14 protein-coding genes and 1 riboswitch are annotated in these 16,945 nt (G+C 45.3%); all 14 genes read left to right on the top strand.

The genetic code is table 11. The annotated features are described in order from the left end of the window. Positions 1-40 precede the first annotated feature (40 nt). The 14 genes from lon (at position 41) to FLB61_RS04520 (ending at position 16,915) form a co-directional block, all read left to right on the top strand. A complete protein-coding gene (lon, locus tag FLB61_RS04585; RefSeq protein ID WP_221919510.1) occupies positions 41-2,362 on the top strand; it encodes an endopeptidase La in 2,322 nt (773 codons plus the stop codon). Positions 2,363-2,376: 14 nt separating this feature from the next. Beyond that, positions 2,377-2,982 (top strand): ribosome biogenesis GTP-binding protein YihA/YsxC, encoded by a 606-nt coding sequence (gene yihA / locus FLB61_RS04580; protein WP_087210886.1) that lies wholly within the window; start codon positions 2,377-2,379, stop codon positions 2,980-2,982. 4 nt (positions 2,983-2,986) lie between these two features. Continuing rightward, positions 2,987-4,123 (top strand): sporulation integral membrane protein YtvI, encoded by a 1,137-nt coding sequence (gene ytvI / locus FLB61_RS04575; RefSeq protein WP_087210889.1) that lies wholly within the window; start codon positions 2,987-2,989, stop codon positions 4,121-4,123. Positions 4,124-4,218: 95 nt separating this feature from the next. Beyond that, positions 4,219-4,704, top strand: coding sequence for an NUDIX hydrolase (locus tag FLB61_RS04570; RefSeq protein ID WP_087198849.1), 486 nt, complete (start codon positions 4,219-4,221; stop codon positions 4,702-4,704). An 82-nt stretch (positions 4,705-4,786) separates the two neighbouring features. Then, positions 4,787-4,955: riboswitch (Lysine riboswitch) on the top strand. Between the two features lie 207 nt (positions 4,956-5,162). Beyond that, positions 5,163-6,734 (top strand): Na+/H+ antiporter NhaC family protein, encoded by a 1,572-nt coding sequence (locus FLB61_RS04565; protein WP_405121563.1) that lies wholly within the window; start codon positions 5,163-5,165, stop codon positions 6,732-6,734. 139 nt (positions 6,735-6,873) lie between these two features. Continuing rightward, positions 6,874-8,481, top strand: a complete 1,608-nt coding sequence (locus FLB61_RS04560) for a xylulokinase (RefSeq protein ID WP_221919508.1) — start codon at positions 6,874-6,876, stop codon at positions 8,479-8,481. A gap of 245 nt (positions 8,482-8,726) precedes the next feature. Further along, complete coding sequence (locus FLB61_RS04555) at positions 8,727-9,803, top strand: GntR family transcriptional regulator (RefSeq protein WP_087198853.1); 1,077 nt, start codon at positions 8,727-8,729, stop codon at positions 9,801-9,803. 18 nt (positions 9,804-9,821) lie between these two features. After that, positions 9,822-10,511, top strand: a complete 690-nt coding sequence (gene araD, locus FLB61_RS04550; RefSeq protein WP_087198854.1) for an L-ribulose-5-phosphate 4-epimerase — start codon at positions 9,822-9,824, stop codon at positions 10,509-10,511. 31 nt (positions 10,512-10,542) lie between these two features. Then, positions 10,543-12,042, top strand: a complete 1,500-nt coding sequence (gene araA, locus FLB61_RS04545) for an L-arabinose isomerase (protein WP_221919507.1) — start codon at positions 10,543-10,545, stop codon at positions 12,040-12,042. Between the two features lie 140 nt (positions 12,043-12,182). Beyond that, positions 12,183-13,223 (top strand): aldose epimerase family protein, encoded by a 1,041-nt coding sequence (locus FLB61_RS04540; protein ID WP_087199214.1) that lies wholly within the window; start codon positions 12,183-12,185, stop codon positions 13,221-13,223. A gap of 119 nt (positions 13,224-13,342) precedes the next feature. Then, positions 13,343-13,732: a DUF6465 family protein gene (locus FLB61_RS04535; RefSeq protein ID WP_087210898.1), complete on the top strand. Its 390-nt coding sequence runs from the start codon at positions 13,343-13,345 to the stop codon at positions 13,730-13,732. A 140-nt stretch (positions 13,733-13,872) separates the two neighbouring features. Further along, entirely contained in the window at positions 13,873-14,604 is a 732-nt protein-coding gene (locus tag FLB61_RS04530) for an ABC-2 transporter permease (protein WP_087198857.1), read from the top strand. An 83-nt stretch (positions 14,605-14,687) separates the two neighbouring features. Then, on the top strand, positions 14,688-15,530 hold the full coding sequence (locus FLB61_RS04525; RefSeq protein ID WP_087198858.1) for a PHP domain-containing protein: 843 nt from the start codon (positions 14,688-14,690) through the stop codon (positions 15,528-15,530). Further along, a complete protein-coding gene (locus FLB61_RS04520; protein WP_246599108.1) occupies positions 15,527-16,915 on the top strand; it encodes an aldehyde dehydrogenase in 1,389 nt (462 codons plus the stop codon). The genes FLB61_RS04525 and FLB61_RS04520 overlap by 4 nt, the downstream gene beginning before the upstream one ends. Positions 16,916-16,945 lie beyond the last annotated feature (30 nt).

Raw genomic sequence — 16,945 nt, 5'->3', positions numbered from 1 at the left:
AGTGTTTACCTGCACTTGCTCGCTTTATATGGAGGAAAATATGACAGAATACAAGAGACAAATACCAATGATACCATTGAGAGGGCTGACGGTCGTTCCTGGTATGGTAGCACAGTTTGATATCGGCAGAGAAAAATCCGCTCAGGGAATAAAAAATGCGATGCTGAATGACCAGCAGATCTTTCTCGTCCGTCAAAAGGATGAAGAGATGGAAGAGCCGGTTATCAAGGATATGTACAGGGCAGGGGTTCTCGCCGAAGTAAAACAGATCGAACACAAATCAGGCAGCTCACTGCGCGTCATGGTGTACGGCAAAAAAAGAGGAATTTTGAGCGCGATGCATGATTTGGGGGAATTTTGGGAAGCGGAAATCTCTTTTCCGGAAGAGGAAAGGCCGGAATTGCCGGATGATATCACAGAAGAAGGGATGAAAGAGGTCCTTATCCATTGCCTGGAAGAGTACAGAGAAAAGACAAGACAGATTCCTCTTGGCATTATGATGGAGATCGAAAAGACAGAGGATGTCTATCAGATGGTGGATGAGATTGCGGCAAACGTACATTTTTCTCCTGATGAACTGCAGGAGATTCTCGATGGTAAAGAGCCATTGGAGAGGTATTACCTCGTGGCGTCCAAGCTTGAAGAGAAAGCGAAGGAAGTTGATATTCGTGATGAGATTGACCGCAATGTAAAGGAGCGCATCGATAAGAACCAGAGAGAATATATCTTGCGGGAACAGATGAAGTATATCCGGGAAGAGCTGGGAGAGGACGGGCCTCTTTCTGATGCGGAAGAATTTGAGAGACAGGCAGAAAGCCTGGAAGCCCCGAAAGAAATAAAAGAGAAGATAGAAAAAGAGATCAGGCGTTTCCGTAATATCGGAAATAATCCGTCCGAATCGGGGGTTATCCGTACATATATTGAGACGATGCTGGAGATGCCGTGGGACAAAAAGGCCCCGGAATACACAGATATCGACCACGCGAAAGAAGTTATGGAGGCAGAACATTATGGATTGTGGGAGGTAAAGGAGCGGGTGCTGGATTACTTGGCTGTTCACAGTCTTACAAAGCAGAGTGGAACGCCGATTCTTTGTCTGGCAGGTCCTCCTGGTACAGGAAAGACGTCTATCGCCCAATCTCTTGCCGAGGCGCTGAAAAGGCCGTATGTACGCATTTCGCTTGGGGGAATCCGTGATGAAGCAGAAATACGAGGACACCGCAAAACGTATGTTGGGGCGATGCCGGGCAGAATTGCCGATGGAATCCGAAAGGCAGGAGTGAAAAATCCAGTGCTTCTCCTGGATGAGATAGACAAAGTCAGCACAGATTACAGAGGAGATACTTTTTCCGCACTTTTGGAAGTGTTGGATGGAGAACAGAATAAAAAATTTCGTGATCACTACCTCGAAGTATCTTTAGATCTTTCGGAAGTCGTCTTCGTGACAACAGCCAACACACTCCAGACGATTCCGAGACCGCTTCTTGACAGAATGGAAGTGATCCAGGTATCCAGCTATACGGAAAATGAAAAATTTCATATTGCAAAAGAACATCTGCTTGAAAAACAGATTGAAGGCCATGGACTTTCCGGAGGGCTTCTGTCTGTCTCAGATGGCGCGCTTCGCAGAATGATACGATATTATACGAAAGAGGCAGGTGTCCGAAATCTGGAGAGAACATTGAGTGATGTGTGCAGGAAAGCGGCAAGGGAAATATTGGAGACAAAGAAAAAGAGCATTCGAGTTACAGAGCGGAATCTTTCTAAATATCTCGGAAAAGAAAAATACAGGTACCAGATGGCCAATGAGAAAGATGAAGTGGGAATTGTGCGGGGACTTGCATGGACAAGTGTTGGCGGCGATACCCTTCAGATAGAAGTCAATGTTCTCCCAGGAAAAGGAAAACTGATGCTGACAGGACAGATGGGGGATGTGATGAAAGAATCAGCCCAGACAGGGATCAGTTATATTCGTTCAGTCAGTGGAGAATATGGTATCCCGGAAGACTTTTTTGAGGAACATGATATTCATGTGCATATTCCGGAAGGAGCTGTTCCAAAAGACGGACCATCGGCAGGGATCACGATGGCGACCGCGATTCTTTCCGCAGTTGCAGATATCAAAGTAAGGGCAGATGTGGCGATGACAGGCGAGATCACGCTTCGTGGCAGAGTACTTCCGATCGGCGGGCTGAAAGAAAAGCTCCTGGCGGCAAAAAATGCAGGAATGAAACGAGTGATTGTCCCAGCAGAAAACGAGAAGGATGTGGAAGAGATTTCCCAGGAAATTACGAAAGGACTGGACATTAAGTATGTCTTCCGGATGGAAGAAGTGCTGCGGTACAGTCTTGTTCAGAAATAGTAAGGAGGAAAAAAATGGTCATAAAGAATGTTGAGCTTGAGACGGTATGCGGAATCACAAGCAGACTCCCAGAAAACGAAAAACCGGAGATTGCATTTGCAGGGAAATCAAACGTAGGGAAGTCTTCTCTCATCAATGCGCTCATGAACAGAAAATCTCTGGCCAGGATTTCAGCAACACCAGGAAAAACCCAGACGATCAACTTTTACAACATCAATCAGGAGCTTTACCTTGTAGACCTGCCAGGATATGGATATGCCAAAGTATCCGAAAAGGAGAAGATCGCGTGGGGCAAGATGATTGAACGTTACTTGCATGAGTCGAAACAATTGAGAGCAGTCTTCCTCCTGATCGACATCCGGCATGATCCGTCAGCCAATGACAAGATGATGTATGAGTGGATTTTGAATCAGGGATATCAGCCGGTTATCATTGCCACAAAACTGGACAAAATAAAGAAAAGCCAGATACAAAAGCAGCTTAAGGTTCTCAGACAAGGCCTGGGGCTTGTAAACGGCACTACCATTATACCGTTCTCTGCACAGACAAAACAGGGAAGAGATGAAATCTGGCAGTTTGTTGACAGAGAAGTGTTTGGAAAAGAGGACGGGGAGGAATAACCGTATGGAACCGGAGAAAAAGAAAGAGGGAGAAAGACCTTATTGGAAAGTTGCTGCCAGCTTGTTTTTCAGTTTGCTTGGAACAGTTTTATTCCTTGTGATCGGCATCAAGGCACTGACATATTTTATGCCATTTGTGATTGGATGGTTTATTGCCTTTCTGGCATATCCGCTTGCCGGATGGCTCGAGAGAAGGCTGAAGATCAAGAAAAAGCTTGGATCGGCTCTTATCATGATCTTTGCAATCGGAGCAGTGGCAGGACTTGGATATTGGGGCGTGAGCAAGCTTGTCCGGGAAATTCAGATGGTAATCAGCAATGCACCGGATCTTTACCAGGATTTGGAAATTGGACTTAGGGAGATTGGAGATAAATTCCAGGGAATCTACCGTATGCTGCCGGAAGGTGTGCAGACGGGCTGGAACTCCCTTGTGTCAAACATGGACGAGGAGATCGGCAAGCTGATCGGAAGTATAGGAAATCCGGCTATGCAAGTGACAGGGAATGTGGTAAAGAGGATTCCCAGTATTCTGGTTGCAGTTATCGTGACGCTTGTAGCTGCCTATTTCTTTATCGCCCAGCGTGAGGAGGTTATCCAGTGGAGCAAAAAAATCGCTCCAAAGGCTGTACAGGAAAGAATGTCTATGGTAATTTACAATTTAAAGTACGCTGTGGGAGGATATTTTAAGGCCCAGTTTAAGATCATGGCAGTTGTAGGACTGATATTGCTGGCCGGATTTTTTATCCTGAAAGTGGAGTATGCTCTTCTCTTGGCAGTGCTGATCGCCTTTCTGGACTTTCTTCCTTTTTTTGGTACAGGGACAGCTCTGATCCCGTGGGCGCTTTATCAGATATTTACAAGTGACTACAGGGAAGCCATCGGACTTTTTATCCTTTATGGCGTGACACAGCTTGTCAGGCAGATCATACAGCCGAAACTGGTTGGGGACAGTGTTGGACTCAACCCGCTTGTCACGCTCTTTCTCCTGTACTTTGGATATAAGCTGGGAGGGCTGCTTGGAATGATACTGGCTGTTCCGATCGGTATGATCCTTATCAATCTTTACAAAGCAGGAGCTTTCGACTACATTCTTGATGATGTAAAGGTTTTGGCAAAGGGGATTGCAAAGCTGCAGGAATAAGAAATAAAAAAGTTTCTATTTATAAAAATATATTTCTATAAAAATAATAATATATCTTAAGAAAGCTTTGATATCAAATAGTAAGGAGAGTAAATATGCCTAAAGTACAGATGACCACGCTTGGATATATTGAAAAGGACGATTCTTATCTGATGCTGCACCGGGTAAAGAAAAAAAATGACGTCAATCAAGATAAATGGATTGGTATCGGCGGAAAATTTGAGTACGGTGAAAGCCCGGAGGAATGTCTTATCCGGGAAGCCAAAGAAGAGACCGGACTTTTGATAACTTCATGGAAATTCCGTGGAATTTTGACATTCATCTGTGACAAGCAGGATCCGGAGTATATCTGCCTGTACACGGCAGATAAATTTGAAGGGGAATTGAAAGAATGTGGAGAAGGCACTCTGGAGTGGATTCGGAAAGAAGAGGTTTTGAATCTGAATCTCTGGGAAGGAGATAAGATCTTTTTCAATCTTATCGCGAAAGACGCACCTTTCTTTTCCCTGAAGCTCGCGTATGAGAATGACAGTTTGAAAGAAGCTGTGCTTGACGGGAAAAAAGTGCTTGTAGCCCGCTGAAAAGTGTGATATGCTAAAAAAACTTCCACCTGTCTTATCAGGAGAGGACAATAATGATTCTGTAATTAAGAAAAGAAAAATGAGAAATGATAGAGGCGCGGTTTTCATCAGTATGTTTTGCTTCAGACGGACCATCTGCAAAACAGAAAGGGGAAACTGCCGAAGACAGATTTCGAGGCCGTGAGAAAGCTGTCTGGGCCGCTCGCAGAATATGCGGCGGACTGTCACGGATGTGGAGCGCTATCATAGGCTTGGATCGTAATGAAGCCGTGAGTGTGTCTTTCTGCATGCTCACGGCTTTTTGAATGATGTCATACAGAAAGTGCAGCAGGGAGGTGGGGAGTTAAAGTGGGAAAATCCACTTTGTTTTCAAAAACAGACTTCAAAAGAGAATGGGAGGAGAAAAGAAGATGAGAAAAACTAAAAGAAGAGTTTTAGGCAGCCTGTTTTTGCTTTTTATGATGACAGCGGCTTTTTCCGTGACAGTTTTTGCAGGCGATGGAGAAACTGTAAAGCCGGATATGTATGCGACGTTTTGGTCACTTATTCCGCCGGTGGTAGCGATCGGACTAGCCCTGATCACGAAAGAGGTGTACAGTTCCCTTTTTATTGGGATCCTAGTGGGCGGTATTTTTGCTGCGGACTTCAGTTTTGAAGGAACAGTCAAACATGTGCTGGATGGGGGGATCGTCAAAGTATTAACGGATTCGGCCAACGTGGGAATTCTGGTATTCCTTGTGATCCTCGGCGTCATCGTCAGCATGATGAACAAAGCCGGAGGATCCGCCGCATTTGGCGAATGGGCAGGAGGAAAGATCAAAGGGAGAGTGGGCGCGCAGCTCGTCACAATTATTTTGGGAGTCCTGATCTTTATCGACGACTATTTTAACTGTCTGACAGTTGGGAGCGTGATGCGTCCGGTCACAGACCGACATAATATTTCCAGAGCTAAGCTTGCCTATCTGATCGATTCTACAGCGGCTCCGGTCTGCATTATCGCCCCGATCTCTTCCTGGGCAGCTGCAGTATCCAGCTACGTCGAAGGAAAAGATGGCTTTGCTATCTTTATTCAGGCGATCCCGTACAATTTTTATGCCCTCCTTACAATTGTAATGATGGTAGCGATCACAGTCATGAAAATAGAGTACGGACCGATGCGTATGCATGAGCTGAATGCGGTTAAAGGTGATATCTACACGACTCCGGATCGTCCTTATGCGGATGCTGAATCCGAGAAGAAGGAAAATGTAAAAGGGAAAGTGATAGATCTTGTGTTCCCGGTTCTGGCCCTTGTAGTTTGCTGTGTCATCGGAATGATATACACAGGCGGATTTTTCAGCGGGACAGATTTTGTGACGGCATTTTCACAGTGCGTTGCTTCGGAAGGACTTGCTATTGGAAGCTTCTTTGGACTGATCATTACGATTGCCCTTTATTCAGTCCGCCGGGTGCTTCGTTTCCGGGAATGTATGGACTGTATCCCGGACGGATTCAGAGCCATGGTTCCAGCCATTTTGATACTCACATTTGCATGGTCTCTAAAGGCTATGACAGATACTCTGGGGGCGGATGTATTTGTGTCTGAACTTGTCAAGTCATCGGCGGGAGGATTCATGAATTTTCTGCCGGCCATTATTTTCCTGATCGGGTGCTTCCTGGCATTTGCAACAGGGACAAGCTGGGGGACATTTGGCATCCTGATCCCGATTGTTGTAGCGGTGTTTGAAAATTCCAATCCAACGTTGATGATCATTTCTATATCAGCATGTATGGCAGGAGCTGTGTGCGGAGATCACTGTTCTCCGATTTCGGACACAACAATCATGTCTTCGGCAGGGGCACAGTGCAACCATGTAAATCATGTTTCCACCCAGCTCCCATATGCTGTCACGGTCGCATCTGTCAGCTTTGTGACTTATATCATTGCCGGATTTGTGCAGACAGCATGGATCGCACTGCCGGCAGGGATCATCCTGATGATGCTCGTATTGTTGGTAATACGGAAAAAATATGGGAAAGTAGAAGAATAGAAAATACAACTTGGAGTGATATCTGTCCTCATTTTCCAGCATTTGTACGAAAACGGTCATATTGCACAGGAATTCTTGCTGAGAGAGAACAGGAAATGGTATAATAACACAAAAGTGCAGACTAGAAGGAGGAAGGAAAATGAGCGTGGATATCAGCAGGATAAAAAACATCATTGAATCGGGAAAGGCAGTTCTTGGGATCGAGCTTGGTTCTACAAGAATCAAGGCCGTTTTGATCGATGACTGCAATGCTCCGATAGCATCCGGAAGCCATGAGTGGGAAAACAGATATGAGAACGGTGTCTGGACATATTCTTTGGACGATATCTGGAATGGTGTGCAGGCAAGCTATCGGGATATGGTTCAGGATGTCAAAGAAAAGTACGGCGTGGATGTGCACAGGCTTGGGGCAATCGGATTCAGCGGCATGATGCACGGCTATATGGCATTTGATAAGGACAACAATCTCCTTGTGCCGTTCCGTACATGGAGAAATACGATAACGGAAGAGGCATCAGAAAAGCTGACAGCGCTTTTCAGCTACCATATCCCGCAGAGATGGAGCATCGCGCACCTGTACCAGGCAATGCTAAATGGCGAAGAACACGTAAAAAATGTGACGTTCTTTACCACACTGGCAGGATACATCCACTGGAAACTGACAGGGCAGAAAGTGCTCGGAGTAGGGGAAGCATCCGGAATGTTTCCGATTGATATCGAAACCGGCCGGTTCAATAAAACGATGATCGCACAGTTTGATGAAGCTGCAAAACAAAAAGGATACGACATGCATCTTGCAGAGCTGCTTCCGGATGTGAAGACGGCAGGGGAAGAGGCAGGTATCCTCACGGAAGAAGGAGCAAGACTTCTTGATCCGACAGGAACTCTTGAGGCCGGGATTCCGATGTGCCCGCCGGAAGGCGACGCCGGTACAGGTATGGCTGCAACAAACAGTGTAGCCCGAAGGACAGGAAATGTGTCTGCCGGGACAAGCGTTTTTGCTATGGTGGTGCTGGAAAAAGAACTGTCTTCCGTGTATCCTGAGATTGATCTTGTGACAACTCCGTCAGGAGATCTTGTGGCCATGGTACACTGCAACAACTGCACATCCGATCTGAATGCATGGGTAAATGTGTTCCGTGAGTTTATGGATGCATTCGGAATCAAGGCCGATATGAACGAACTTTATGGAACTCTTTACAGAAAAGCCCTTGAGGGAGAGAAGGATTGCGGAGGACTTCTTGCGTACAACTACTTCTCGGGCGAACATATCACAGGGTTTGAAGAAGGAAGACCTCTTTTTGTGAGAACACCGGACAGCCATTTTAACCTCGCAAATTTTATGAGAGTACACTTGTATACTGCCCTTGGAGCCTTGAAAGTAGGTATGGACATCCTTCTGAAAAAAGAAGGTGTAAAGCTTGATAAGATCTATGGACATGGGGGACTTTTCAAGACGAAAGGCGTAGGTCAGAAGATTATGGCGGGTGCCATCGATGTCCCTGTTTCTGTCATGGAGACAGCGGGTGAAGGAGGAGCATGGGGTATCGCCCTTCTTGCCTCTTATATGATACAGAAAGCAGAAGGAGAAAGCCTGGATCATTATCTGAACGAGAAAGTTTTTGCAGGCGAGACAGGAGAAGAAATGCAGCCGGACAAAGAAGACGTGGACGGATTCGATGCATTTATCGAACGTTACAAAGAAGGGTTCGCTATTGAGCGGGCAGCGGTGGATCATCTGAAATAGCTGGAAAAAACAGAGATAAAAATGAAATGAAAGAAAAAAGTGTGTTTTCGTTATATGAAAATGCACTTTTTTTCTTTTGGTAAAAATGAATGCAGAAAATATGTATGAAGTGAGACGATAAAAAACAATACAACTTCAGAAATACAGACAAAAGGTCAAAGACAAATTTGGATAAGACTCCAACTTGTATTAACAGGTGTTATGGGATATAGTTTAAATATAAGGAAAGAGAGGCTGAGAAGTGGATGCAGAAGAAATATGAAGAGGTCGTGGCATGGATCAAAGGAGAGATGCACGCGGGACGGCTGAAACAAGGGGACAAACTCCCATCAGAGAGTGTGCTGCAGAAACAATTTTCCGTTAGCCGGCAGACAGTAAGGAGAGCGCTTGCTGTTCTGGAAGAAGAGAAGATCACGAGAAGTATAAGGGGAAGCGGAACGTATATTGAGATCCGGAGAAAACAGAAGCAGGAGACGATGCGCATCGCGGTCATGTGTACTTATCTGGACATCTATATCTTTCCATTGATCGTAAAAGAGATGGAAAAAGTCATTTCCGATGCAGGCTATACGCTTCAGATTGCCGCCACGAACAATGCGATTGAAAAAGAAAGGATGATCCTCAAAAGCTTCATCAAGGATAAATCCATCGACGGGCTGATAGCAGAGACGACAAAGAGCGGAATTCCGAATCCGAATCTTGCATTGTACCAGGAGCTGGAACAGATGGGAATTCCGGTTATCTTTATCAATAGCTTCTACAAGGAACTTCGGATCCCTCATGTGAGCCTCAATGACAAGATGGCCGGAAAGATGGTCACACAGCACCTCCTGGATTGCGGACATATGAAAATTGCGGGCATTTTCAAGGCGGACGATGGTCAGGGACATGCGCGGTATGCCGGATATGTCGAAGCTCTTATGGAGGCAGATATCAAAGTCAAAGGGAAACAGATTATATGGATCGATTCCGATGAGTTGGAAGGTATGAGAGAAGACTGTGGAAGGATTTTGCGAAGGATCCGAAACTGTACTGCCTGTGTCTGCTATAACGACGAGGTGGCGAATAAACTCGTGGGAATCTGTATGGAACAGGGAATCCGGATACCTGAAGACTTGTCTATTGCCGGGATTGATAACTCCGATCTCGCACGATTCTGTGAGATTCCGTTTACCTCAGCGGAAAATCCGATCCGTGAGCTTGGAAAAGTGGCAGGAGAAAAGATACTTGAAAGGATCCGCGGCAATGAAGGCGTGGAATCAGTGGAACTAAAGCCGAAACTGATCATGAGAAATTCGGTAAAGGTCATCACAAATATCTGAAAAGGAGGAGACGAAAGAATGCTGGAACAGTTAAAAAGGGAAGTATATGAAGCAAATATGCTTTTGCCAAAGTATGGTCTTGTGACATTTACGTGGGGGAATGTAAGCGGGATCGACAGAGAGAGCGGACTGTTCGTGATCAAGCCAAGCGGTGTGGATTACGACAAACTGACATGGGAAGACATGGTAGTGCTGGATCTGGACGGAAATCAGGTGGAAGGTACAATGCGCCCATCATCCGATACACCGACCCATCTGGAACTTTACAGAAATTTTCCGGACATGGGTGGGATCGTACATACACATTCGCCGTGGGCGACAAGCTGGGCTCAGGCTGGCAGAGGGATCCCGTGTTATGGAACGACCCATGCGGACTATATGTACGGTGAAATTCCGTGTGTGAGAAATCTCACGAAAGAAGAGATCGAAGAGGCGTATGAAAAAAATACAGGAGTGTTGATCGCAGAACATTTTAAAGACAAAGAGTACATGGCAATGCCGGCAGTGCTGTGCAAAAATCATGGCCCATTCACATGGGGAAAAGATGCACATGAGGCGGTGCACAACGCAGTTGTCCTGGAAGAGGTGGCGAAGATGGCGGCAAGATGTGAGATGATCAATCCGGAAGTTCAGCCGGCACCGCAGGAGCTTCAGGACAAACATTATTACAGAAAGCACGGAGCAGGCGCATATTACGGACAAAAATAAAAATGATATATCATAAAGGAGGAGAAACGATATGTTAAAGAGAAAAGATTACAAGTTTTGGTTCTGTACAGGATCACAGGATCTGTATGGAGATGAATGCCTTGCACATGTGGCAGAACATTCTCAGAAGATTGTGGAAGCACTAAATGCATCCGGAGTACTTCCGTTTGAGATCATCTGGAAACCGACGCTGATTACAAATGAACTCATCAGAAAGACTTTCAACGAAGCAAACACAGATGAAACATGTGCGGGCGTTATCACATGGATGCACACATTTTCCCCTGCAAAATCCTGGATCTTAGGACTTCAGGAATACAGAAAACCGCTGCTTCATCTGCATACACAGTTCAACAAGGAGATCCCGTATGATACGATCGATATGGATTTCATGAATGAAAATCAGTCTGCACATGGCGGACGTGAATTTGGACATATCTTTACACGTATGGATATCGAGAGAAAAGTCATTGTTGGACACTGGTCTGATGTGAAAGTACAGGAAAAGATTGCATCCTGGATGCGGACAGCTATCGGTGTCATTGAAAGCAGCCATGTTCGTGTCATGAGAGTCGCAGACAATATGCGAAATGTGGCTGTAACAGATGGCGATAAAGTGGAAGCACAGATCAAATTCGGATGGGAAGTGGATGCATATCCGGTCAATGAGATCGCAGAAGCAGTTCAGGATGTAAGTGAGGGGGACGTAAATGCCCTTGTGGAAGAATATTATGACAAATATGATATCCTCCTGGAAGGAAGAGATCCGGAAGAATTTAAAAAGCACGTGGCAGTGCAGGCACAGATTGAAATCGGATTTGAACGTTTCCTGGAAGAAAAGAACTATCAGGCTATCGTCACACATTTCGGAGATCTTGGCAGTCTGAAGCAGCTCCCGGGACTGGCAATCCAGAGACTGATGGAAAAAGGATACGGATTCGGAGGAGAAGGAGACTGGAAGACAGCAGCTATGGTCCGTATCATGAAGATCATGACAGAAGGAATGAAGGACGCCAAAGGAACATCTTTCATGGAAGATTATACATATAATCTTGTCCCTGGAAAAGAAGGAATCCTGCAGGCACATATGCTGGAAGTTTGTCCGTCCATTTCGGAAGGACCGATCGGCATCAAAGTAAATCCGCTGTCTATGGGAGACAGAGAAGACCCGGCAAGACTTGTATTTACATCAAAAGAAGGACCGGCCATCGCGACATCCCTGATCGACCTGGGAGACAGATTCCGCCTCATCATCAACGATGTGAACTGCAAGAAGACTGAAAAACCGATGCCGAAACTTCCTGTAGCAACTGCATTCTGGACACCGGAACCGAATCTTGAGACAGGGGCAGAAGCATGGATCTTAAGCGGAGGTGCTCATCACACGGCATTTTCATATGACCTGACATCAGAACAGATGGGAGACTGGGCTGCTATGATGGGAATCGAAGCGGTATATATCGACAAAGATACAACGATCCGCAATCTGAAGAACGAACTTCGCTGGAACAGCGTTGCATATCGCAAATAGATCGGAAAATCAACAGAAAGTCCTGCAATGCAGCATCGCTGCGGTGCAGGACTTTCTCCTTTTCATAAAAAGGATTTTGATGTAAAATGAAAAGAGAACAGTGGAAGAAAGGACTGCCGGCAAGGCAGAAGGTTGCAGACATGAAAAAAACAGAATTTGGAAACACAGCTTCCGGAAAAAAAGCTGTACTTTACACGCTGGAAAATGAAAATGGAATGAGGATTTCCGTGACAGATCTTGGGGCTGCCCTTGTGAATGTTATCGTAAAAGACAAGAACGGAGAAGAAAAAGATGTCGTTCTCGGATACGATGACGCCCAGGGATATGAGGCGGGGACGTCATTTTTAGGGGCTATTGTAGGAAGAAATGCCAACCGGATCGCAGATGCGGCTTTTGAACTGAACGGAAAGAGATATGAGCTTGCAGAAAATGAGAATGGAAACAATCTGCACAGCGGACCGGATTTTTATAATAAGAGACTGTGGGAAGTGAAAAAAGAAAATTCTCATTCGGTTACGTTTGCGCTTTTTAGTCCTGACAAAGACCAGGGATTTCCTGGAGATCTTCGGATGGAAGTTACATATACGCTCACGGAGGACAACGAAGTGAAAATCTCCTACCGTGGCGTGACGTCTGAAGATACGATCATCAACATGACAAATCACAGCTATTTCAACTTGAATGGCGAAGGAATGGAAGATGTAACGAACCATGAAGTGTGGATTGATGCTGATTTTGTCACGAAAATCAGTGCGTCCCTGATTCCGACAGGGGAAAAAATTTCTGTGGATGGAACACCGATGGATTTCAGGGAAAAGAAAGCGATTGGCTGCGGTATTGATGAGCAGGATGAACAGCTTAGCTTTGGAGGAGGTTATGACCACAACTGGTGTCTGAACAACCGGGGAAAATATAAAAAAGTGGCGGAAGCGACATCTCCGGTAACAGGAATCACGATGGAAGTTTTTACGGATCTTCCGGGAATGCAGATGTATACAAGCAATGCTTTGGAGGAATCTTGCGGAAAAGGGAAAAAGCCGTACGGAAAGCATGCGGCAGTCTGTTTTGAAACACAGTACTATCCGGATGCCATCCATCATGAAAATTTTGAGGCGCCGATCTGCAAGACCGGAGAAGTCTACGAGACGACAACTTCATACAGATTCACGTCGGAAAGATGATGATGCGTTTTCTTGCATTTTAAGAAAAATGTGATATAATATTGTGCAGCTAGTTTGGTAAGACATGGGAATGTGTAAATTTTAGAGACAAACATTCAGTATCAGGAGGATTATCTATCATGGCAAGGAAAAGAGCATTGGCTAAGGTAACTGCAAAAGCAGAAGCAGCAAAAGCAGAAATGCACGAAGCTGCACAAGAAGTAAAGGCAGCAGTGGAAGAAAAGAAAGAAGAAGTAGAAGCTGCTGCAGAAGAAAAAAAAGAAGAAAAGACGGCAAAGAAACCGGGCAGAAAACCGGCCAAAAAAGAAATTAAAGTAAAAACATATGTTCAGTATTTCGGAAAAGAAGTAGAACAAAAGGAAATGATCGCAGCAGTGAAGAAAGACTGGACAAAGGCATCCGGGAAAAAGGTCGGAGATATCAAAGAGATCAATCTTTATGTAAAACCGGAAGAAGCGGCAGTTTACTATGTGGTAAACGGAACCGATTCCGGAAAGGTTGCATTTTAATATCGGAAAAAAATATGGAAAAAGCGCTGTATGGCCCATGTGCGGGGATACAGTGCTTTTTTTGGCATTGCGGATATCAGAGATTTGTATTACAATGATTTTACAGGATTAAAGCAGAAAAGCACAAAGGAGAGATGCGCATGGATTATATAACACAGACTGTGGAGAATATCGGACAACGGATTTTTGAGACAGAGATACAAGATTTTTCTCTTATTGGCTGGATATCAGAAAGGGGCATACCGGTTGGAGCTGTACTGGGTGCAGTGGCGCTCCTAATGTTGTTTGCAGGGGCAAAGTGCAGGAGAGTTTTGTTTGGAATCCAGGGACTGGTTGTCGGGATAGCAGGAGGATTTACAGCTGGCTGGTTCCTTGGGCTTGATGGTATGAGCCTTCTGGGAGTGAGCGCTGCTGTGGGAATCGTGCTGTGCGTTCTCGAGGCAGTATTCCTGAGATTTGGAGCATTTTTCTTTGCAGTGTGTACGGCAGCAGGAAGCGTCGTTCTGCTCGTCCCTGATCCATCCTGGATCGTATGGGCCATCGGGGGAGCAGTCGGCATCGTCTTTGGGATCCTGACTGCGGTGTTTTTAAATCCACTTATTATACCGGTTACAGGAATCGCTGGCAGTGTGATGGGGGGAGCGGCCCTCACGGCTTTCATCGATCCATCAAACAGGATAGTTTTATATTTGTCCTGTCTTGTTTTGGCGATAGTTGGGATTACAGTTCAGTACATCGTGGAATACAGAAAGATTGCCAGAATTGAAAGAAAAAGGGCAGGAGAGATTCGGAAGAAAAAATCTGTAGAGTCTGAGATCGAGAGTGCAAGAAGCGTTTTGGATATTGATGAAGAGACAGAAACGCAAGAGTAGATGAAAATTGAGAAAAAAGAGAATCGCATTGCTAGTTTTCTGGCAAAAGGGTATAATAAGCCTATAGTAAAGGGGGCTTGTATATGAAGATAGATATGCATTGTCATGTAAAAGAAGGTTCGATCGACAGCAAGGTGGGGCTGGAAGAATATATCGAGAAACTGATGGACAACGGTTTTGACGGGATGGTAATCACAGACCACGATACGTACAATGGCTACCGTTACTGGAAACAAGAGATCAAAGGAAAGAAATACGAAAAATTTGCTGTGTTTAAAGGCATAGAGTATGATACGCGCGACGCGGGACATTTTCTTGTCATTATGCCGGAGGGAAGGAAAATGAGGCTTTTGGAAATGCGGGGAATGCCTCTGGCGATGCTTATCGATCTCGTACACAAAAACGGAGGAATTCTTGGACCTGCTCATCCATGCGGGGAGAAGTATTTAAGTTTTACGAACACAAAACGGTTTTACAAATCTCCGGAGTTGATCAAGAGGTTTGATTTTGTGGAAGTGTTCAATGCGTGCGAGTCGATGGAATCCAACACCGGGGCGGTAAAGTTCGCAAAAAAATACGGAAAACCGGGGACCGGAGGAAGTGATGCCCATAAGATAGAGTGCGTGAGTACGGCGTACACGCTGATCGATGGATATGCCACTTGTGAGACGGAACTGATCGATTTGATCAGGAAAGGAAAGATCATGGAAGCCGGAGGCAGATTTTACGAAAAGACGGTAAAAGACAAGATCGGAAAAGTAAATAAGCTGCTCGTATACAGCTTCTGGTTTTATAATAAGGGCGGTGAGCTTCTGAAAAGAAGAAGCCGTCACAAAAAGATGAAAGTGGAAAGTCCGATCGACCCGATCGATCCGATAGAGATTCCGTATCTCAGAGAAGCGAAAAAAGAAAAAATGCAAAGATGATCAGCTGGAAAGGAGCAGAAATGGGATACCAAGGATTAATCAAAAAACAGAAAGAGTTTTTTAAGACAGGAAAGACAAAAAAGACAGCGTTCCGTCTCTTTTATCTGAGAAAGCTTTTGAGATGGATAGATGAAAATGAATCCCATATCATTCGTGCTCTGAATCAGGATCTTGGAAAATCTGAGACAGAGGGTTATATGACCGAGATAGGCATGGTCAAGGAAGAGATTCGGCACACAATGCGGCATCTTGCATCCTGGGCAAAACCAAGATATGTAAAGACCCCTGCCAGTCAGTTCCCTTCCACCTCTTTTATCTACAGAGAACCGTATGGTGTTGTCTTGATCATGGCGCCGTGGAACTATCCGTTTCAGCTTACCATGGCTCCTCTGATCGGAGCGATAGCCGCCGGGAACTGCGCGGTATTAAAACCGTCGGCATATTCGGTGCGTACATCGGAGATCATAAAGAGGATGATAAAAGAAGTGTTTCCATCCTGCTATGTGACTGTGATCACAGGAGGGCGGGAAGAAAATGAAGCGCTCCTGAATGAGAAGTTTGACTATATATTCTTTACCGGAAGTCCCAGAGTGGGGAAATCCGTGATGGAGAAAGCAGCGAGGTATTTAACTCCGGTAAGTCTGGAGCTTGGGGGAAAGAGCCCGTGTATTGTGGATGAGACGGCAGACCTGAAGATGGCTGCCAAGAGGATCGTCTGGGGAAAATTTCTGAATTCCGGACAGACATGCGTGTCACCGGATTATCTGCTCGTGCAGCACAGTGTGAAAAGAAAACTTTTGCATTATATGAAAAGGCAGATACAGAAAATGTACGGGATGGATCCGATTTCCAACCCGGAATATCCAACAATCATCAATCAGAGACATTTTCGAAGAGTATGCGGTCTCATCAATCCGGATAAAGTCGTATACGGAGGAAAATCCGACAGATCCGCTCTCAAGATTGAACCTACTATCATGGACGGTGTCACATGGGATGATGCAGTCATGAAAGAAGAGATATTCGGTCCCGTGCTGCCGGTAATGACATACTATGATCTGAAAGAAGCAGCTGCGGTTATCGATGCACAGCCGAAACCGCTGGCGCTTTATCTGTTTACCAAGGACAAAAAGAAAGAGGCGTACATTGTGAGACGGCTTTCTTACGGAGGAGGCTGCATCAATGATACGGTCGTACATCTGGCGACCCCTTATCTTCCATTTGGAGGTGTCGGACAGTCCGGCATGGGGAAATATCATGGAAAGGCAAGTTTTGATACCTTTACGCATGAGAAGAGTATTTTAAAGAAGTCTCTTCGGGTAGATCTTCCATTCCGGTATCCGCCATTTAAAAAGCATCTGAAGATCATAAAAAAATTTCTGTGAAGAAATAACCGAAAAAAGTAAGAAAAAGCG

Source organism: Sellimonas caecigallum (assembly GCF_019754295.1).
In the GTDB taxonomy this organism is placed as follows: Bacteria; Bacillota; Clostridia; order Lachnospirales; family Lachnospiraceae; genus Sellimonas; species Sellimonas caecigallum.
Note: the sequence above shows the minus strand (reverse complement) of the source record. Positions and strands in the feature narration are given on the sequence as shown.

What these genes read in the sequence shown, in the direction of transcription:
- FLB61_RS04540 (WP_087199214.1), top strand. Translation starts at nt 12,183, where the DNA reads ATGAAAAAAACAGAATTTGGAAACACAGCTTCCGGAAAAAAAGCTGTA.
- FLB61_RS04525 (WP_087198858.1), top strand. Translation starts at nt 14,688, where the DNA reads ATGAAGATAGATATGCATTGTCATGTAAAAGAAGGTTCGATCGACAGC.
- FLB61_RS04520 (WP_246599108.1), top strand. Translation starts at nt 15,527, where the DNA reads ATGATCAGCTGGAAAGGAGCAGAAATGGGATACCAAGGATTAATCAAA.
- FLB61_RS04560 (WP_221919508.1), top strand. Translation starts at nt 6,874, where the DNA reads ATGAGCGTGGATATCAGCAGGATAAAAAACATCATTGAATCGGGAAAG.
- ytvI (WP_087210889.1), top strand. Translation starts at nt 2,987, where the DNA reads ATGGAACCGGAGAAAAAGAAAGAGGGAGAAAGACCTTATTGGAAAGTT.
- FLB61_RS04555 (WP_087198853.1), top strand. Translation starts at nt 8,727, where the DNA reads ATGCAGAAGAAATATGAAGAGGTCGTGGCATGGATCAAAGGAGAGATG.
- araA (WP_221919507.1), top strand. Translation starts at nt 10,543, where the DNA reads ATGTTAAAGAGAAAAGATTACAAGTTTTGGTTCTGTACAGGATCACAG.
- yihA (WP_087210886.1), top strand. Translation starts at nt 2,377, where the DNA reads ATGGTCATAAAGAATGTTGAGCTTGAGACGGTATGCGGAATCACAAGC.
- FLB61_RS04535 (WP_087210898.1), top strand. Translation starts at nt 13,343, where the DNA reads ATGGCAAGGAAAAGAGCATTGGCTAAGGTAACTGCAAAAGCAGAAGCA.
- araD (WP_087198854.1), top strand. Translation starts at nt 9,822, where the DNA reads ATGCTGGAACAGTTAAAAAGGGAAGTATATGAAGCAAATATGCTTTTG.
- FLB61_RS04570 (WP_087198849.1), top strand. Translation starts at nt 4,219, where the DNA reads ATGCCTAAAGTACAGATGACCACGCTTGGATATATTGAAAAGGACGAT.
- FLB61_RS04530 (WP_087198857.1), top strand. Translation starts at nt 13,873, where the DNA reads ATGGATTATATAACACAGACTGTGGAGAATATCGGACAACGGATTTTT.
- FLB61_RS04565 (WP_405121563.1), top strand. Translation starts at nt 5,163, where the DNA reads ATGATGACAGCGGCTTTTTCCGTGACAGTTTTTGCAGGCGATGGAGAA.
- lon (WP_221919510.1), top strand. Translation starts at nt 41, where the DNA reads ATGACAGAATACAAGAGACAAATACCAATGATACCATTGAGAGGGCTG.